The 19,086-nt window shown below is 67.5% G+C and carries 14 protein-coding genes; 5 read left to right on the top strand and 9 right to left on the bottom strand.

The genetic code is table 11. The features are described from left to right. Window positions 1-57 precede the first annotated feature (57 nt). The 3 genes from ACIA12_RS18800 to ACIA12_RS18810 all read right to left on the bottom strand — a co-directional run bounded on the left by ACIA12_RS18800 (window position 58) and on the right by ACIA12_RS18810 (window position 4,916). Window positions 58-1,875 (bottom strand): DUF222 domain-containing protein, encoded by a 1,818-nt coding sequence (locus tag ACIA12_RS18800; RefSeq protein WP_396368258.1) that lies wholly within the window; start codon window positions 1,873-1,875, stop codon window positions 58-60. Window positions 1,876-2,298: 423 nt separating this feature from the next. Continuing rightward, a complete protein-coding gene (locus ACIA12_RS18805; protein WP_396368259.1) occupies window positions 2,299-2,961 on the bottom strand; it encodes a response regulator in 663 nt (220 codons plus the stop codon). Next, window positions 2,958-4,916: a sensor histidine kinase gene (locus tag ACIA12_RS18810; protein WP_396368260.1), complete on the bottom strand. Its 1,959-nt coding sequence runs from the start codon at window positions 4,914-4,916 to the stop codon at window positions 2,958-2,960. Before ACIA12_RS18810 ends, ACIA12_RS18805 begins: the two co-directional genes overlap by 4 nt. A gap of 156 nt (window positions 4,917-5,072) precedes the next feature. Between ACIA12_RS18810 and ACIA12_RS18815 the strand changes: the two genes are divergently transcribed. Together ACIA12_RS18815 and ACIA12_RS18820 are read left to right on the top strand one after the other, a co-directional pair. Then, on the top strand, window positions 5,073-5,786 hold the full coding sequence (locus tag ACIA12_RS18815; protein ID WP_396368261.1) for a hypothetical protein: 714 nt from the start codon (window positions 5,073-5,075) through the stop codon (window positions 5,784-5,786). 73 nt (window positions 5,787-5,859) lie between these two features. Further along, entirely contained in the window at window positions 5,860-7,299 is a 1,440-nt protein-coding gene (locus ACIA12_RS18820; RefSeq protein ID WP_396368262.1) for an Nramp family divalent metal transporter, read from the top strand. Here ACIA12_RS18820 and ACIA12_RS18825 read toward each other — a convergent pair. Genes ACIA12_RS18825 through ACIA12_RS18835 form a run of 3 tightly spaced genes read right to left on the bottom strand, consistent with a single transcriptional unit; the run spans window position 7,283 to window position 11,535 of the window. Further along, window positions 7,283-9,640: an NB-ARC domain-containing protein gene (locus tag ACIA12_RS18825; protein WP_396368263.1), complete on the bottom strand. Its 2,358-nt coding sequence runs from the start codon at window positions 9,638-9,640 to the stop codon at window positions 7,283-7,285. The two genes, ACIA12_RS18820 and ACIA12_RS18825, sit on opposite strands and share 17 nt — an antisense overlap. After that, entirely contained in the window at window positions 9,640-10,581 is a 942-nt protein-coding gene (locus tag ACIA12_RS18830) for an SMP-30/gluconolactonase/LRE family protein (protein ID WP_396368264.1), read from the bottom strand. The genes ACIA12_RS18825 and ACIA12_RS18830 overlap by 1 nt, the downstream gene beginning before the upstream one ends. 24 nt (window positions 10,582-10,605) lie before the next feature. Beyond that, window positions 10,606-11,535, bottom strand: a complete 930-nt coding sequence (locus ACIA12_RS18835; RefSeq protein WP_396368265.1) for an SMP-30/gluconolactonase/LRE family protein — start codon at window positions 11,533-11,535, stop codon at window positions 10,606-10,608. 54 nt (window positions 11,536-11,589) lie between these two features. Between ACIA12_RS18835 and ACIA12_RS18840 the strand changes: the two genes are divergently transcribed. From ACIA12_RS18840 to ACIA12_RS18850, 3 genes are all read left to right on the top strand, one after another. Continuing rightward, complete coding sequence (locus tag ACIA12_RS18840; protein ID WP_396368266.1) at window positions 11,590-12,039, top strand: Lrp/AsnC family transcriptional regulator; 450 nt, start codon at window positions 11,590-11,592, stop codon at window positions 12,037-12,039. A gap of 84 nt (window positions 12,040-12,123) precedes the next feature. After that, a complete protein-coding gene (locus ACIA12_RS18845; RefSeq protein WP_396368305.1) occupies window positions 12,124-13,890 on the top strand; it encodes a biotin carboxylase N-terminal domain-containing protein in 1,767 nt (588 codons plus the stop codon). Window positions 13,891-13,974: 84 nt separating this feature from the next. Continuing rightward, the gene (locus ACIA12_RS18850; protein WP_396368267.1) at window positions 13,975-14,868 is read left to right on the top strand and encodes a peptidylprolyl isomerase; all 894 of its coding nucleotides are present in this window, start codon (window positions 13,975-13,977) and stop codon (window positions 14,866-14,868) included. A gap of 4 nt (window positions 14,869-14,872) precedes the next feature. Here ACIA12_RS18850 and ACIA12_RS18855 read toward each other — a convergent pair whose 3' ends face one another. The 3 genes from ACIA12_RS18855 to ACIA12_RS18865 all read right to left on the bottom strand — a co-directional run bounded on the left by ACIA12_RS18855 (window position 14,873) and on the right by ACIA12_RS18865 (window position 18,965). Further along, window positions 14,873-16,009 (bottom strand): glycoside hydrolase family 76 protein, encoded by a 1,137-nt coding sequence (locus ACIA12_RS18855; RefSeq protein ID WP_396368268.1) that lies wholly within the window; start codon window positions 16,007-16,009, stop codon window positions 14,873-14,875. A 131-nt stretch (window positions 16,010-16,140) separates the two neighbouring features. Further along, entirely contained in the window at window positions 16,141-17,346 is a 1,206-nt protein-coding gene (locus ACIA12_RS18860) for a SpoIID/LytB domain-containing protein (protein ID WP_396368269.1), read from the bottom strand. Next, window positions 17,343-18,965: an N-acetylmuramoyl-L-alanine amidase gene (locus ACIA12_RS18865; protein WP_396368270.1), complete on the bottom strand. Its 1,623-nt coding sequence runs from the start codon at window positions 18,963-18,965 to the stop codon at window positions 17,343-17,345. Before ACIA12_RS18865 ends, ACIA12_RS18860 begins: the two co-directional genes overlap by 4 nt. Window positions 18,966-19,086 lie beyond the last annotated feature (121 nt).

The following is a 19,086-nucleotide window of genomic DNA, read 5'->3' on the forward strand; positions in this document are numbered from 1 at the left end:
CTGGTTGTGGCGGCTCAACTGCTTGCATACACCACGCGCCGTCGACCCATGGATCATTTACGCGCTGTCGGCCCATGGATCGAAGCCAGCCGCCTCCGCGGGTGTCGCCCACGGACCGGCTTCGCTGGCGGTTTGCCCAGGCGTGGCTGCGGCTGCTGGGCCAGGCGCAGCAGGAGCTGTCGCTGCACCCGCCGATCTCTCACCCCAGGGGTCGAGCGCGACGGCCTCCTCGGCGCTGACCCAAGCAGCATCACCGTTGTAGGGCCAGTTCAGTCTGGGTGCCTGAACAGGACCCGACGCCCTAGGCCAAGCAAGCGTGGTTGCTGATTCCGTACTGATGCTGCCACCCACCGCATCGGGCTCTGTGTCCGTGGCGGCCGTCAGAGACCAGGACTCACCAACCGCCGTCACCCCAGGCGGTGTCGCTGCAGCGGCCGTTGAAGACCAGGACTCACCAACCGACCTCGCCCCAGGCGGTGCCGTTGTAGCGGCTGTTGAAGACCAGGGCTCAGCGTCCCCCGTGGTCGGGGGTGGTGTTGTTGTGGTGGGTGTTGGAGGCCAGGGGTCAGTGGCCGTCGTGGTCGGGGGTGGTGTGGTTGTGGCTGTTGAAGACCAGGGGTCAGCGTCCCCCGTCGCGGGTCCGGTGGCGGGGGTGGTGCTGGGCTGGTTGAGTCTTTGGGCGGTGCTTCGGGGTGGTGGGTCGGCCCAGGTGGGGCGGGTGATGTGGACCTGGTTGTCGGTGATGGTGATGGTCCAGTGGCCGTCGTGCAGGGAGGTGTGGTCGACGCGGCAGAGTAGGACCAGGTTGGTGAGGCTGGTGGGGCCGCCGTCGTGCCAGCTGATCAGGTGGTGGGCGTCGCAGTAGATGGGTGGGGCGTGGCAGATCACGCAGCCCCGGTCACGCTGGTTCAACGCGTTGCGCAGGCCGGTGGTGACGTACCGGTACTCGCGCCCGACGTCCAATGGCTGGCTGTCGGAGCCGAGCACGATGGGGATGATCCCGGCATCACAGGCCAGGCGGCGGATCGCGGCGGCAGAGAGACCGTCGCCGTAGGTGAGGTCGCCGGTGGCGTGCCGGCCTGCCTCGAGGAGGTCGTTGAGGTTGATGGTGACCGCGATGTGCGGCTTGATCCCGCCCCGGGTCGGCAGGTCACCAGACGCCAGCGCGATGTCGAGGGCATCGACCAGGGCGTCGGCCTGGCGTTTGCCGCGCGGCCGGGGATCCTGGTCGCCGTCAGGGGTCTTGTGGGGTTTCGCGCCGGCCTGCAGAACGGTCTGCAGCTTCTCGGCGTTCTCGGCGGCCAGGTAGCCGCCGAACTTGACGCCGTCATCGGCCTTCTTCACCCAGACCTCTTCACGGGCCCGGGCGGCGTCTTCGCGGGGTTCGGGGCCGTCGGTGTCGAGGATGTTGCGGACCTGTACGCCCATCGACTGCAACTCGCCGGGGTTCATGTGCCGGGCCGCCTCAACCATCTGGGCAGCGGCCGCGTCGATTTGTTCGGGCTGGACGTTCGCCTTCTTCGGGATCTGCTCCAAAGCGGCCACGATCGCGCGGGCCTGGCCCTGGTTCAGCACTACCTCGTCGTCGCCGATCACCCTGGCCGGGGACGGAAGCGCGGCAGCGACCGCGGGATACTTGCGCAGGTTGACGGCGAACTTCACCAGCCTGCCGGCCTCGGCCAGGTCGAGACGGTACCGGGTCGAGATGAACCGGGCCAGGTCATGAGCACCGATCGTCTTGGCGTAACCGGTCTGTTCCAGCCGGTCCAAGATCTCCGTCTCGACGCCCTGGAGGACAGCCAGCTTCGTGCGAGTGTCGTCGAGAAAGCACACCAGCTCCTCGTCGCTCATCATCGCCACCGCCCGATCATCCATACCCGCAACGCTAGACCACGCCACCGACACTTTCAGACCGGAAAGCCCTTATCCACAAGGTGAATTCCTCACCACTTCAAACAGACCGAACCCCTGTAGGTTGATTGACTGTTGGCTGGTTGGCTGTTTGATTGGTTGGTCAGGGAAGGTGCCTTCGCCACTTGAGTTCGGCCGTCGTCAACCCAACGCAGCCTGCCACCCCCGGCGCCCAAGGCAACCACCGGCCGACCGGGGACAGTGCCTATTTGCACTTGGCCGTTGCACTTGGCCGTTGCACTTGGCCGTTGCACTTGGCCGTTGCACTTGTTGCCCACAGCACCCAGTCAATCCTCATGCCGGCTATCGCCCCGGCACCCAAAGCAACCACAAGCCCACCGGGGACCCTCTGTTGCTCTTGTCTGTTGCTCTTGCCTGTTGCTCTCTTCAGGAGTCGCCGAGGCCGGCTGAGCGGGCTCGGATTATGGCTTGGGGGCGGGTGGCTACCTGGAGTTTGGCGAAGATGCTGGTGATGTGGTTGCCGACTGTGGCGGGGGCCAGGGACAGGCGGTGGGCGATGGCGGCGTTGCCGAGGCCGGTGGCGATCAGGTCCAGGACTTCGCGCTCGCGTGGGGTCAGCTCGGGGAACGCGGGCTGGTCGGGGCGTGGGCCGGAGAGGTAGGCCAGGGCACGGCGGGCTACGCCGGGGCCGAAGATCGCTTCGCCGGCAGCGACTGCGGAGATTGCGCGGATGACGTTGTCGGGTGCGGCGCCTTTGAGCACATAGCCGCGGGCACCTGCTCGCATCGCGGCGAACACCGACTCGTCGTCGTCGAACATCGTCAGCATCAGCACCGCGACCTCCGGTGCGCCCTTCGCGAGCTCGCGGGTCGCCTCGATCCCGGTCAGGTCGGGCATCTGGATGTCCATCACCAGTACGTCGGGGCGCAGGGTGACTGCCGCGCGCACGGCCTCGGCGCCGGTGGCCGCGGTACCGACGAGTTCGAAGCCGGCATGGGCCGACAGCAGCGCGCCCAGCCCTTCGCGGACGATGCCATGATCGTCCGCAACCACGATCCTCAGGTCCGCACCAGCTCCGGATCCACTCATCGACGCGTCCCTTCCAACGGCAGTACGACGTCGACGCTGCAGCCAGTTCGGTCGTACCGGATCTCGCAGCGTCCACCCAACTCGCTCGCCCGCTCGCTCATCGAGGTGAGCCCGACGCCCGCCTTCCACTCTGGACCGGCGTTCACCCCGTTGTCGAGTACGCCGAGCCGCAACACATCCGTCTCGACACTCAGCCGTACCGCGGCCGTCGAAGCCGTCGAGTGCCGGATCACGTTCGTGAGCGCCTCGGTGGCGATCCGATAAGCAGCCACCTCCACCGCGGCAGGCAACTCGGCCAACGTCGCAGGCGCATCCACGGTCACCGTCAACGCCCCGCCATCCCCACGACGCGACGCCATCGCGGCATACTCACGCAGCGCCCCCAGCAACCCAAGCCCATCGAGCGCCGGCGGCCGCAGCTCATAGACCAGCCGGCGAATCTCGTCCACCGCCCCAATCGCCTGGTCCCGCAACTCCGCGAGCAGCGCCGCCGACCGCTCCGGCTCGGCCTCGATCAACCGCCGAGCCGCGTCCGCGTTCAGTACCACCGCGGTCAGTACCGGCCCCAACCCGTCATGCAGATCCCGCCGGATCCGTCGCCGCTCCTCCTCCCGCCCGCTGATGATCCGCTCCCGCGAGTCCCGCAGCTCATCAGCCAAACCCTTGGCCTGTACCGCGACCGCCAACGGTGCCGCCAGCAACGAGAGCACCTGCTCATCGGCCGCGTTCACCCGCGACTCCCCCGACCGCAGCCCGACGACCAGCTCTCCCAGTCGCTCCGAACCCGACCGAAGCTCGATCGCGTGCCGAGCCGCCGGCAGTTCGCCGTACGCCGAAATCTCCTTGCCCTCGACAACGATCGTGGCGGCCGGGAAGCGCATCACCCGGCAGAGCGCCGCCAGTACGCCGGTGAGCCCCGACCCCATCTGCGCCCCGACCTCCGCCATCGCCCGCACCGGATCCCGCCGAGCACCGTAGAACGCACGATGAATCAAGCCCTGAAGCCAAACCCGCACCGGATTGAAGGCCAGCGCGATCACCAACGTCGCCAGCACCGACGCGTTGCGATCGAGCAGCGCGATCAGCCCGAAGTAAGCCGCGACCACCCCACCGACCAGGATCAGATAAAGCAAGGACCGCGAGACCACCAGCCGAATGTCGAGCAACTGGTGACGCAGCACAGCGACAACGATCGCCAACGGAATCAGCAGCAACGGCAGCACGCCCAGCACCAGCGATTCGGACGACACCAGGATCTCCAGCCCGAAGCAGGCCACGATGACCAGCAGCGCGAGCAGCAACCACAACACCTGGCGACGCACCTGCTCCGACCCACGCCGATACCGCAGTACCACCGCAACCAACGACGCGACGAAGCTGACCAGCAACCCGGCACTGCTGATAGCGCCAAAGACATCAACCGCAGCAAAGCCGGTCCAGTGCGGATACCCCGGAATGCCGATCTCGGCCGACAACCCACCCCTGCGATCCAGTACGCCGGTTGCCGTCCACAACACCGCATTGACCGCCAGCCCGACGACCAGCCAGCGCCACCGAGGCGAGAGCAACCGTCCATCAGGGAACAGCACCAACGTCAGCGGAATGAACAACGCCAACGCCGGAGCCCAGCCGCCATTCGTCACCGTCGCAACCAAACGCCAACCCACCGTGGGCTCACCCAGCCAAGCGAGCACGCACAACCCGGTCGCCGTGGACGCATAGCAACAACCGCCCACCAGCAACGACCAGCCGACCGGATTGGCCGGCCGGTAGTGCGCGATCGGCCAGCCCGCCAAAGCAAGACTGAAGCCGATCGTCGCGTTGGACACGACGAACAGATCGGTCAGCTCAGACCAACTCAAGTCCGAGGCAGTCGCCGCCACAACCGTGACGACGGCCTCCAGCAGCGCGACAGCGAGCAGCACCCAGGCCGCGGTACGCCGTCTATCGCTCATCTCCTCATCATCAGGCCGCCAGCCCCCGATCGAGTAGGGGCATGCCCCCAAACGACCCAGGAACCTTTCTCGCCCGTACTACGGTCCGCGCACCTGCCAGCCAGGGGCGATCGCGGCCGACGCTGAAGCAATCACTTCGGCACTGAGGAGCAAGTCATGTCAGAAACCCAACTCACCACCCCCGCAAACACGAAGGCCGTCCGCAAGCCACGCGACGTCCGCGGCTTCTGGCGGGTACTGCTCGCCGTGGTCGCACCGCTGCCGATGCTGTTCATGGGGATCTACTACCTGATCAGCCCGGTCGACGGCGACGCACCCTTCAACGAGACCCTCGCGGCCACCGCGGCCGACCCCGGTCGGTTCGAGCTGATGCAGTGGCTTCAGGTGCCGTTCTTCCTGCTGATCCCGGCGATGTTCGCTGCCGCCTGGGTCTCCCGGCGTACGGCACCACGGCTGGCCACCGCCGGCGGACTGCTCGCAGTCGGTGGCATGAGCGCCGGCTTCTTCCTGCTGGACGGGGTCGTGACGCCGACGTACCTGGTCGTCCACGACGGGCTGGACGCGTCGGCGGTGGAGAAGCTCGCGGATACTGTCGAGAAGCAGGCGACCGTACAGATCGGTGGCCTGCTGTTCATCCTCGCCGTCACCTTCGGGCTGTTGCTGCTCGGGATCGCGTTGTGGCGCAGCAAGGTGGCTCCGGCCTGGATGGGCATCGCCCTTGCTTTCGGCGGCTTCACCCACCCGTTCATGCCGGGCCACCTGGCGGCCGGCGCGGGCCTGGTCATCGCCGCGATCGGTTTCGCCGGAGCGTCGTACGCGCTGCTCAGGTCCTCGAACGACAACTTCGACCTGCCGCCGCTGAAGAGATAGGCAGTGTCGGGTCGCCTGTGGCGCGGGACTTGGTTATGGTCCGGTTTGGGGGTCGAGGAAGGTGAGGAGCCCGATGGCAGACACCACGTCCACAGACCACGGCAGGTTCAACCTGCCGACCAAGAACCTGCCCGCGCCGCAGGTTCGCGACCTGCCCGAGCCGCCGACCCAGACCTGGCGGATCGTCGGGCCCGGGATGGTCGGGGCCGGGGTCGGCCTCGCGTCCGGGGAATTCATCCTCTGGCCCTACATCTCGTCGCAGGTCGGGCTGGTGTTCCTCTGGGGCGCCGTCGTCGGCGTCGGGATCCAGTGGTTCCTGAACATGGAGATCGAGCGGTACACGCTGGCCACTGGTGAGACAGCGTTGACCGGCTTCAACCGGTACGGCAAGCACTGGGGCCTGTTCTTCGCGCTGATGACGTACTTCGCGAACCTCTGGCCGGGCTGGGCGACCAGCTCCGCCTCGATGCTCACCTATCTGTTCGGGGCCGGCGACCCCCGCTGGATCGCGATCGGCATCCTGGTCGTGATCGGCCTGATCCTCACCCTGGCGCCGGTTGTCTACGTGATGCTCGAGCGGCTGATCTTCGTCAAGATCGCGGCCGTCGCGCTGCTCGTCGTACTGGCCCTGATCTTCGCCATCCGGGCCAAGACCTACAACGCGCTCGGCGACGCGGTGACCCACCCCGAATTCCCGGTCAACACGCTGGGCTTCGCGTTGATGATGGGCGCGATCGCGTACGCCGGCGCAGGCGGCGGGCAGAACCTGTGCCAGAGCAACTGGATCCGCGACAAGGGCTTCGGGATGGGCGTTCACGTCCCCCGGCTGACCTCGCCCGTCACCGGCGAGAAGGAGGCCGACCCGACCGCGAACGGCTACACCTTCCCGCCGAACGCGGAGAACCTGGCCCGCTGGCGGCGCTGGTGGAAGTTCACCAACCTCGAGCAGGCGCTGACGTTCGTCCTGATCACCGTGCTGACGATCGTCTTCACCTCGATGCTCGCGCACGCCACCCTGTTCGGGAATCCGGCCGTACAGAACAAGATCAGCTTCCTCAAGATCGAGGGCGTCACCCTGCAGTCCCTGGTGGGCGGCTGGTTCGGCTACCTGTTCTGGGCGATCGGCGCGTTCTCGCTGTTCGCCGCGGCGGCCGGCATCGTCGACTACACCTCCCGGCTCGCCTCGGACATGATCAAGGCCCGGTACCTGCGAACGTCGGCGATCACCGAGTCCAAGCTGTACTTCTGGCTGGTCTGGGGACTGGTTGCCTTCGGCATCATCGTTCTGCTGGCCGGCCTGGATCAGCCACTCGTCCTGCTGGTCATCTCGGCCTGCACCGCCGGCACGATGATGTTCGTGTACTCCGGACTGCTCTGGTGGATGAACTCCCGCGCCCTCCCCCGGGCCATCCGGATCAGCAGGCTACGCACCGCCGTGATGCTCTTCTCCTTCCTGGCCTTCGGCTTCCTGGCGGTCTTCACGATCATCGACCAGGTCAAGAAGAACTTCTAGTCAGCAACTCCTGCGCTTCGTCTACCTGTGGCAGTCCGTAGCGGGAGCAGATCTCGATGGCGGTTGTCCACTCCGTCCGCGCCCGCTCAGGGCTGCCCAGGGCCGCGTAGGCCTGGCCCAGGTGTAGACGGATTGTGGCCTCCAGCGACTGGTTCTCGAAGCGCTCGGCGACCTCGAGTCCGGCCAGCAGAAGGTCCCTGGCCTGTTCGCCCCGGCCGAGATCCAGTTCCGCCAGTGCTTGCTGGACCTGGGTCTCCACGAGCCGGAGCTCGGCGCCCCGCTCCCGGTTGAATTCCGCGACCTCCGCCAGCACCGGCACGGCGAGCTCGGGACGGCCGGTCTCGCGGTACGACCTGCCGACATGGAGCAGGATCCAGTGATGCTGGGTGTCGATCTTCGACGCCCGGGCGAGCTCCGCGGCCCGGGCGAGCTCCTCGTCCTGCTCCTCGCGGCGGTCGAGCCGGCCGTAGATCATCCCCAGCGTCAGGCGAGCCTCGGGCTCGCCTCGTTCGTCCTGGCGCTCGATCGTCATCGCCAGTGACTCGCGGGCCCACTCCAGGCCGTCCTCGGGCCGGCCGGACTTCTGCAGGCAATCGGCCAGGTTCATCAGGCAGAACTGCCGGTGCTCCGGGTACTCGACGACCTTCGGCGCGGCGATCGACGCGCTGAACTGCTCGGCGGCGGCCGGGAAGTCCTCCAGCATCGCGTAGGCCATGCCCAGCTCGAACGGCGCGAAAGCCCCCGCGTACGGATCGCCGACCGATCGCTCGGCCTCGACGGCGAGCAGGCCCAGGTCGCGCCAGTCGTGGTGACGCAGGCGGCTGACGAAGCCCGGACTCACACCCGACAGCATCCTGGCAACCAGTCGCCTGGCCTCGATCGGTCCGGTGACCGCCCGCCGGGCGGCGGCCAGCACGTTGTGGCGTTCGGCGTCCAGCCAGCTGACGACCTCCTGCCCCTCACCGACATCCCGGGCCGCGGTCAGCCACTCGTCCTGCAGCCAGTCACCGCTCATCTGACCCAGCCCGAAGGATGAGCGGTACTTCCAGCCGATCCCGACGTAGAGGTCCAGCACTCGCAGTCGCGCCACGAACCTCTCACCCTCGTCCAGCTGCCGTTCGACGAGTTCCTGGGCGACCACCCGCACCAGGTCGTGCAGACGATAGCGCCCCGGTTCCGCGGCCTCCAGCAGGTGGATGTCGACGAGTCGCTCCAGCAGCGCCTCGACCTCTCGTTCGGGCCGGCCGGCCAGGGCGGAGACCACGAACAGGTCCACGTCGGCGCCTTCGGACAACCCGAGCAGCGGGAACAGCGCGACGGCCTCGCGGTCCGCCGGCGCGGGATCGTTCAGCGACAGGCCGATGGTGGCCCGGACGCTGACGTCCTCGTCGGCCAGGACATCCAGCCGGCTCCGCTCGTCGGCCAGCCGGTCACGCAGATCGGCGACGCTCCAGTCAGGCCTGGCGGCCAGCCGCGCACCGGCGATCCGCAGCGCCAGCGGCAGGCCACCACATTGCTGGATCACCGCTGCCGTCGCGTCCGGATCCGATGCCAGCCGCTCCTTACCTGCCGTTGCCTCCAGCAACTTCAGGGCGTCGCCGTCCGGCAGTACCTCGAGCTCCAGGTGGAACGCACCGGGCAGACCAGTCATCAGCCGCCGGCTGGTGATCATCACCGCGCTCTCGCCGGTACCCGGAACCAGCGCCTCGATCTGCGACTGGTCAGCCGCGTTGTCCAGGATCAGCAGCATCTTGTGGCCCGCGATCGCCGAGCGGTAGCGGGCGGACGCCTCGTCGAGCGACTCCGGAATCAGGTTCGCCGGGGTGCCGAGCCGGCGCAGCAGGATGCCGAGCGCCTCGATGGTCTCCATCGGCTCGGCCGCGGCGACTCCGCGGAGGTCCAGATAGAAGTGGCCGTCGGGATAGGCCGCGGTCACCGCGTGCGCCGCGTGCACAGCGAGTGCGGTCTTGCCGACGCCGCCCATTCCGGCGATTGCCGAGATCACCACGGCCCGGCTGTTGTCCGGCATCCGGGTCAGCCTGCCGGTGAGGTCCTCGAACTGGGCACTCCGGCCGACGAAGTCGACCAGGTCGTCCGGCAACTGGTTCGCGCCACGAGCCTTCGGGCGGGCAGCCGCTTCGGTCAGCTGCTCCACCTCGGCCTCGGACAGGCCGAGCGCCGCCGCGAGCGCCTCGACCGTGGCCGGCCGCGGATAGCGTCGACGGCCGGCCTCCAGCGTCTTGATGGCTTCGACGCTGACACCCGCCTTCTCGGCCAGCGTTTCCTGGGTCAGAGCGGCGGCGCGGCGGAAGCCCCGGAGTACGGAGGCGAACTCGGCCATCAGACGGCCTGCGACTGGGCGGTCGGGTCGTACGGCTGGCGGCCGCCGTTCACCGTGGTGAAGAGGGAGTAGAGCGAGGTGGTCGCGGTCAGGAAGAGGCGGTTGCGTTTGGGGCCGCCGAAACAGAGGTTGGAGACGGTCTCCGGGACGAGGAGCTTGCCGAGCAGGGTGCCGTCCGGGTGGTAGACGTGGACGCCGTCGGCGGCGGCGCCCCAGACGCGGCCTTCGCTGTCGATCCGGATGCCGTCGAAGGCGCCGTTGCCGCACTCCGCGAACAGCTCGCCGCCCTGCAGCTTGTCGCCCTCGACCGTGAAGACGCGGATCGTCGCTTCCTCGGTGTCGGTGACGTACAGCAGGCTGCCGTCATTGGAGAAGGCCAACCCGTTCGGCCGATTGAAGTCATCGGCGACAACGGTCAGCGCGCCATCGGGGCCTACCCGATACACGTGGCAGCCACCGACCTCGATAGAACCCTTGTGGCCCTCGTAGTCACTGTCGATCCCGTACGCCGGATCCGTGAACCAGACCGCTCCGTCGGGACTCACCACGACGTCGTTCGGGCTGTTCAACCGACCACCGTTGTGGCTGTCGGCAAGCACGCGGACCGAGCCGTCGTGCTCGGTGCGAGTCACGCGCCGGTTGCCGTGCTCGCAGCTGACCAGCCGTCCCTGCTCGTCGAGCGTGTGCCCGTTGGTGTTCCCGGCCGGTTCACGGAACACCGACACCTGGTACGACGTCTCGTCCCAGCGCAGGATCCGGTCGCTCGGGATGTCGCTCCACAACACGTACCGCCCGGCCGCCGAGTAGACGGGCCCCTCCAGCCATCGCCCGCCGGTCCACAGCCGCTCCAGGTGCGAGTCACCCCGGATCCCGGCGAAGCGGTCATCCAGCTTCACCCACTCAGCGGGGACGGTACCGGCCAACGGCTCGAGCAGGGGCATCCTGGGGCTCCTCAAGTTCGGTTGTCACCCGCGATCGTACGGCTGTGGTGCTCCGTCCGTGGTGAGTAGCCAGGAGTAGACCGAGGTGGTTGCCGTGACGAACAACCTGTTCCGCTTAGGACCGCCGAAGCAGAGGTTGGAGACGACGTCTGGGAAAAGCAGCTTGCCGAGCAGAGTGCCGTCCGGGTCGAAGCAGTGGACGCCCTCGTGGGTGGCGGCCCAGATGCGGCCGTTGGCGTCCAGCCGGATGCCGTCGAACATGCCGGCTTCGCACGGTACGAAGACCTCTCCCCCGACCAGCCGGTCGTCCTTCACCTCGAACCGCCGGATGTGCTTGGCGGGGGTGTCCACGACGTACAGCTGGGATTCGTCTAGCGAGAAGGCCAAGCCGTTCGGCCGGGTGAAATCGTCCGCGACGACGGTCAGCTCACCAGCCGGGCTGAGGCGATAGACGTTGCAGGTGGGGAGCTCCTGCTCGGCAGCGTGGCCCTCGTAGTTCGAAGTGATGCCGTACGGCGGATCGGTGAACCAGATCGAGCCGTCGCGCCGGACCACCACATCGTTCGGGCTGTTCAGTCGCAGACCGTCGAGATGTGAGGCGAGGACCGTCAGCGAGCCGTCGAACTCGGTCCGGGTGACTCGGCGATTGCCCTGCTCACAGCTGATCAGCCGCCCCTGGCCGTCGAGGGTGTTGCCGTTCGTGTAGCCGGCCGGCTGGCGGAAGACCGAGACCGCGCCGGACAGCTCGTCCCAGCGCAGCATCCGGTCGTTGGGGATGTCGCTGAAGACGAGGCTGCGCCAGGCCGGGACATAGACCGGGCCCTCCAGCCAGCGACCGCCGTCGTAGAGGCGCTCCACGTAGTCATCGCCGCGGGCCACCAGCGCGAACCGCTCGTCCAGCGTCACCAGCTCGGCCCGCGATCGGACCGGTGTGTCAGTCAGCGTGATCGTCATGTGCTGAATGCTATCCTGTGAGCTACTTGATAGACCAGATGAGATTCGGTGATCATGACCATCGACCAGACAGACCGCGACCTGCTTGCACGGCTGCAGGAGGACGCCACGCAGTCCTACGCAGTACTTGGGGAGGCCGTCGGGTTGTCGGCGGGGGCAGCACATGAGCGGGTACGCAAGCTGCGAGCTGCCGGCGTGATCCGGCGTACGACCATCGAGGTGGACCCGGCGGCGCTCGGCAACGGCGTACTGGCCTATGTCCTGCTCGACACCGACGCCTGGATGGGCGACGCGCCGACGGTCGAGGCACTCGAGGGCATCGCTGCCGTCGAGGAGGCGCACATCATCGCCGGCCCCGCCTCCGTGCTGGTCAAAGTGCGTACCGGCAGCACCGAGGCCCTCCAGCAGACGCTGCGCGCGCTCCACCAGGTGGACGGCGTGACCAGCACTCAGACAGTCGTCGTGCTGGAGTCCTTCTTCGAGCGGCCACCGACGGTGATGTGACATAGAACCTGTCACCCTCCTGGCCTGGTTCACCCTAGACTCAGCCGGGCCGAAGGGAGTTCAGCTGTGTCTGACAGCAAGCGCATCACCAAGGTCCTGGTCGCGAACCGTGGAGAGATCGCCGTCCGGGTCGTCCGGGCCGCGGCCGACTCCGGTCTGGGCAGCGTCGCCGTGTACGCCGAGCCCGACCGCGATGCCCTGTTCGTCCGGCTCGCCGACGAGGCGTACTCGCTGGACGGCGCGACGCCGGCCGACTCCTACCTGAACATCGCCAAGATCCTCGACGTCGCGGCCCGCTCCGGCGCGGACGCGGTGCACCCGGGCTACGGCTTCCTGGCCGAGAACGCGGAGTTCGCCCAGGCGGTCATCGACGCCGGGCTGATCTGGATCGGCCCGCCACCGTCGGCGATCGACTCGCTCGGCGACAAGGTGAAGGCGCGGCACATCGCGGACAAGGTGGGTGCCCCGCAGGTACCGGGTACGCCTGATCCGGTCGCGAACGCGGACGAGGTGGTGGCCTTCGCAACGGAGTACGGGCTGCCGATCGCGATCAAGGCGGCGTACGGCGGCGGTGGCCGGGGGATGAAGGTCGCTCGAACTCTCGAGGAGATCCCGGAGCTGTTCGAGTCCGCCACCCGGGAAGCGGTCAGCGCCTTCGGTCGCGGCGAGTGCTTCGTCGAGCGGTACCTGGACAAGCCGCGGCACGTCGAGACCCAGTGCCTGGCCGATGCCCATGGCAACGTCGTGGTGATCTCCACCCGCGACTGCTCGCTGCAGCGTCGGTACCAGAAGCTGGTCGAGGAGGCGCCCGCGCCGTTCGTCACGGCCGAGCAGCTCGAGACGCTCTACAAGTCGTCGAAGGCCATCCTGCGCGAGGCCGGGTACGTCGGCGCCGGCACGTGTGAGTTCCTGATCGGCCAGGACGGGCTGATCTCCTTCCTGGAGGTCAACACGCGACTGCAGGTCGAGCACCCGGTCAGTGAAGAGGTCACCGGGATCGATCTGGTCCGGGAGATGTTCCGGATCGCTGATGGCGAAGAGCTCGGGTACGACGACCCCATCGTGAGTGGGCACTCGATCGAGTTCCGGATCAACGCCGAGGACCCGGGTCGTGGCTTCCTGCCCGCGCCGGGCACGCTGACCAAGTGGCACGCGCCGTCCGGACCGGGCATCCGGCTCGACGGCGGGTATGACCAGGGCGAGACGGTGCCTGGCGCGTTCGACTCGCTGGTGGCCAAGCTGATCGTGACCGGCCGCGACCGGACCCAGGCGCTCGAGCGGTCCCGCCGCGCGCTGAAGGAGTTCGTCGTCGGGGGCATGCCGAGCGCCGTACCGTTCCACGCGGCCGTGGTGAGCGACCCGGCGTTCGTCGGCACCGACGGCTTCAAGGTGCACACCCGCTGGATCGAGACCGAGTTCGACAACCAGATCCCGCCGTACGACGGAGCCGCCGACGTGGCCGAGCCGGCCGAGCGGGAGACGGTCACCGTCGAGGTGGGTGGCAAGCGGCTCGAGGTCGTCCTGCCGGCCGGTCTCGGCGCGTCGGTCGCTTCCGGTGGTACCGGTTCTGGTTCTGGTTCGAAGAAGAAGCCGTCCCGGCGGGCCGGCGGCAGCGGCAAGGGCGCGGCGGCCTCCGGCGACTCCCTCACCTCCCCGATGCAGGGCACCATCGTCAAAATCGCCGTCGAGGAAGGCGCCACGGTCGCCGCGGGCGACCTGATCGTCGTCCTGGAAGCGATGAAGATGGAGCAGCCACTGAACGCCCACAAAGCCGGTACGATCACGGGTCTGTCGGCCGAAGTCGGCGCGACGGTGGCGGCCGGTGCGGCTATCTGCGAAATCAAGGACTGAAAACACAGCCGTTTCTCAGCATTTACCGGTAGCTTCCCTCCAGGATTGCCGCGAAGTATTGCCGCGAGGTGAGGAGAACTCTGCATGTCCAGGAAGACCCACGAGCATCAGTTGGCTCAGCGTAAGGCGCAGCGGTTGGCCGAGCGGCAGGCTGAGCGCGCCCGGCAGCGGCGGATGCTGGCGATCACCATCACCTCGATCGTGGCGGTGGTCGTGGTGATCGCCGGAGTTTTCGTGGTCGTCGCGAAGAACACCGGCAAGGACGACACGCCCGCGGCAGCCAGCACGCCGTCGGCGAATCCGTCCGACCAGCCCTCGGCGCAGACGTCAGCCGGGCCGGAGAACAAGCCGAAGTCGATCCCGACCGCGCTGGCGCCCGCGCCGAAGCGGGCCACGCCGCTCGCGGCGGAGGTGGACTGCAGCTACACCAAGTCCGCCGAGCCGGCCAGCAAGAAGGCCGACCTGCCCTCCAACGGCAAGGTCAAGGCCAGCGGCACCAAGCCGGTCACGCTCGCCACCTCGATCGGTGATCTGCACCTGACCCTGGACAGCGCGCTGGCGCCCTGCACGGTGAAGAGCTTCCTCAGCCTGGTCGGCCAGAAGTACTTCGACAACACCATCTGCCACCGGCTCACCGTCGGCGACGGCCTGCAGGTACTGCAGTGCGGCGACCCCACCGGCACCGGCAGCGGCGGCCCAGGGTACAGCTTCAAGGACGAGGTCTACCCCACGCTCAAGTACGGCCGTGGCATCCTCGCGATGGCCAACTCAGGCCCCAACACCAATGGCAGCCAGTTCTTCATCGTCTACGGCAACGCCGAGCTGCCCCCGTCGTACACGGCCTTCGGCACGCTCGACAAGGCCAGCCTGGAGGCGATCGACAAGGTCGCCAAGGCCGGCGTGATCCCCCAGGGCGGGCCTACCGACGGCAAGCCCGCCACCGAGGTCAAGATCAAGACGGCCACCGCGGCCGCCTGAAGCCCTAGGCCAGTTCGTCGTACTTGCTGCGCGGCCAGGCCAGCAAGGCGTCGATCTGGACCATGCCGGACTGCTCGAGCAGTGTGACCGGCCCATCGGCGAAGTGGAAGAGGCCCGTGGCAGGATCGCGGGTCTCTTTCCATGCCCGGTCGGAGTAGGCCTGCGCGACCTTGGTGTAGGCGCGGTCGTGGGAGACCGAGTCGAGGATCAGCAGGTTCTTGAAGTAGATCGCGTTGAACCGGGTCGGCTGCTTCCACAGCCGGTCCTCAGCCGCGTAGAAGGCCAGCGACGCCTTCGCCAGCGCCTTCGCGTCGGTGAGGTACTTCTGGTCGTGAGTCGCCTTGTACAGCAGGGCCCCGGCGCCGAGCATCACGCCCTGGTTGTAGCTCCACTGGGTCTTCTCGACGTTGCCGGCCAGGTCGATGTGGTCCCAGTACAGCCCGTTCGGTGCGAGCATGCACTGCTGCGCCCAGGCGTACATCCGCTTCGCCGAGGTCAGGTACGACTTGTCGTGCGTCAGCAGGTAGAGGTGCGCACCGAGCTCGGCGCCCGGCCCGTTGGAGATGGTGTTGCGGTCCTGGCTCCACGGCGCCTGGGTCCAGAACGTCCCGCCCGCGCAGGGATGCGACGGGGCGTTGTCCCAGCCGTACTCGACGAGCGCGAAGATCTCCTTCGCCCGGGCGAGCGACGAGCGGTCACCAGTCCGCTGGTAGTGCTGGATCAGGTTGAGGCCGATCCACTCGTTGTCGTCGTAGAACTTGTCGCCACCCTGCCCGAGCGGCGGCCGGACGTATGAGTCGTAGCCCTTCGGAGTGGTGGTCGCGTTCCAGTACGGCTGGTACCCGTCCAGCCGGCGTTGGGCTTCGCGGTCAGCCTTGCGGCCGGAGCCTGGGATGCCGGCCAGGTTCTCCGCGGCGACAGCGGCCTGCGAGTACGGCCAGACGTAGGAGTACGGGTTCTGCTGGGTGTTCGGGTACTCCTCCAGCAGCAGGTTTTGGTTGCCGGTGTCGAAATACTTGTTCAGGGCCTGGTACGACGCTTGTGCCCTGGCCGCCGCTGAATGCGGGCCGCCGGTCACGTCGTCGACCTTCGCGGTGGCCGCTGGGGTGTGCAGCGCGGCGAGCATTCCGACCGCGAGCAAACCCCCGGCGAACCGTTGAGTTGATATACCAAATTTTCTGCGCATCGACCTGCTCCTCCTGGGGCGGCAGCGGTTGACATCGATGTCACGTTCTAGCTGGCCAAGGGATTCGCCGTCAATGGCTCGTCCGATCAGGGCTTAGTTGGCATATCAAGTACGAGCGGCTGGACCCCGGCGAACGTGAACCATGCCGAGCGCATGTGCAGCCGTATCCGGACTTGGTCGCCGGTGAGCACGACCTTGCCCTTCGAGCCGACCGCTTCGACCGTGAGCACCCGGCCGCCTGACGGCCCGATACCGGTTCGGCGTACGACGCGGAGGCGTTTAAGTGTGCCGACGCCGAACGTCGCCTGGAGCTGTGAACTGGTCCGCGTGACGGTCCAGGTGACGTTCGGGTTCTTGTTGCCGGGGTAGCTGTCCCAGCTGTCGACCTTCATCACCTGGTACGCCACTGGGCCATCGGCTGTCGCGCCGCCATTGGAGGACGAGAACTCGGCCATGATCGGCTTGCCCTGGTAGAGCCGGATCTGCCCAGCGGTTGCCGTGATGGCAGCGTTGGTCGTCTTCTCCTCGTCGTTGTACCCGCCGTAGACCTGGCACGAGGTCGTGTCACACAGGTCGTACGCCCGCTTGGTGGACCGATTGCGATGGAAGACCGAATAGGTGCGCGCGGCAACGGCCTGCACCTGGAGCGCGGCCGGCTTCCACGTCGTCACGGCCTCCCGCGGGACGACGCCGCGCAGGTAGAGCTCCAACGGCAGCACATTGATGGTGTCGAAATGCGCGCCGGACAGATCGGCGGGCCGCAGTACGCCGCGATAGCGCTTGACGGCCCCGCTCGGCAGGATCAGGGAGATGACGGTCGGGCCCTCGAACTGGCCGATTCCGGTCAGCTTCTTCCAGAGCGTCCAGGTCTTCGTCTTGGTGTTGTACGAGCTGACCTTCGCGCCGTGCTCGCCGTTGGGGTCGATCGACCACTGGTTCCGGGTCGATGCCTTGGGCAACGTGTAGACCTTGCCGGTCTTCAGGTCGCGGAGGCGGAGCTTGTCGACGGCGGCGATCCGTACGCCGTCGGTGGTGTCGGCGCGGAGCTGCACCCGGATGTTGCCGGTCGCCTTGCCCACCGTCGTACCGGGGTAGTAGAAGTCCAGGATCGTCTTGGCGGACCGGCCGGCCAGCGCGGCGCCTTGAGCCCCGTACTGCGACATGCCGCGGCCGTGGCCGAAGCCGCGACCCGTGATCGTCTGGACCGCCTCCGGCTCGGGCGGCGGGACGGCCACGGCCGTTGCGCTCAGCAACGTGGAACCGGCGATCAGGGCAACGAAGACGCGTTTCATGAGATGAAGACCTTGCGCTCATGGTTGTTGTAGGTCAGCCAGCCGTGCTGGAACCTTTGCCGCAGGCCGCCCTTGATTCGGTACATGTCCGAGGTGGGCAGCCCGAGTCGCGAGCGCTCCGCGCCGAGTGCGGCGTACTTGCGATGGATCATCCCGGCGACCGGACGCATCCCGGTCCGCTTCGACCAGTACAGGCCGCCGTTCTGGAAGCTCTGCACCTTGCTGTTGTTGGCGCGGCCGAGACGGTACTCGCTCGTCGGCTGCTTCAGCAGCCCGTCCGGGCCGCCGAGTTGGCGGTAGCGGGTCCGGAACAGGCTGCGCACCGAGTGCGCTCCGGTCTTGGGCGACCAGTAGATGTCGCGGGCTTTGAAGTACGTCGCCCGGCCGGTCCTGGTCCGGTGTTCGCCCCAGAATGGTTGCCCGGTCACCCTGAATCCGCCGAGTTTCACGGCGTACCGGTAGATCTCGGTGGACACGCCTCTGCTCATCAGGGTGAGGATTCGTTGCTTCAGCCAAGGAAGTCTGGCGTAGAGGTTCTTGCCGGGGCAGGCGGTCGCCTTGGTGTCGCGGTGTCCGGAAACCGTGTGGAGCTTGCTGCCGTCGAGCACGATCGTTGCCGTCGGCGACCGGTAGTTGGCGTCCATCTTCCACGCGATGATGCGGGCGGTCATCTCCAGCATCGGCGCCGGCGGCGCGACCTGGTCGAAGTTGCCGATCAGCGAGACGCCGAACGAGTTCGCGTTGAAGGAGCCGGTATGGGCGCCGAGCACGGGCAGTTGCGCACCGCCGTACCGGCCCTCGAAGGCACGACCGAAGCGGTCGACGAGGAAGTTGTAGCCGAGATCGCACCAGCCACGACTCTTCACGTGGTACGCGTACATGCTGCGGACCATCGCGGGCACCTGCGCGCGGGTGTAGTTGTTGCGGTCAGCGGTGTGGTGGACGAAGGCGGCCTGGATGGTGCCGGTGTACTTCGGCTTCACGCAGGACTTGCCGTTCAGGGCGCGGAGTCGCTCGTCGGCGCCCCAGCCGCGGCGGGTGACCATGAGGGGCATCGGGTACGGCGCTTTGGCGGTGTTGGTCTGGATCGGATCCTGTGCCGTCGCCGGGTCGTCGTCGGTCGCCTGCACGCCCGGGTTGATCAGGACGACCTTCGCGTCGGTGACGGTCGTACCGTCCGTCGTGGTGAGGGCGGTTTGGATGCCGTTCGCGGTGCCGACCCAGTAGGGCTCGGTGCCGGAGCGCTCGTTGCCTTCCGCCGTACCGGTCGCCGGGCCGTGGTCGTCCTCGACCTTGAGGGTCTCCCAGGCCGACCATTGGGTGTTGCGGAGGATCCGGATCTTGACCTGCACCGGCGCGGAGTTCTTGCGGTAGGGCCAGGTGACGCCGAGCATGCCGAAGGGCTTGGTCTGATGGGCGGCGGCGGTCACGTACCGACCGCTTTGCCGCAAAGGGATCTCGACGTAGTCGGGGTCGATCGTCGGCCGCTGGGTCTGCTGGGTCTTGGCCTGCTGGGTCAGCTCGGGGAGGGCTTGGCTGGGGGCGGGCGCGAGCGGTACGAACAGGGCCAGGCCAGTCACCGCGGTCAGCGCCAGTCGGGGTGAGAAGGTCTTGCTCATCGGACAGCCTTCTGCTAGACGGGACAGCAGTAATCGATTATGCGCACTGCGTGAGCGCTCGCCCGGCATTTTCGTCACCCTGCGTGGCGCTGGTCGCTTGCTAAGATGACTGCTGAAATCG

Origin of the sequence: Kribbella sp. NPDC051620, from assembly GCF_044453825.1 — a bacterium.
Classification (GTDB): domain Bacteria; phylum Actinomycetota; class Actinomycetes; order Propionibacteriales; family Kribbellaceae; genus Kribbella.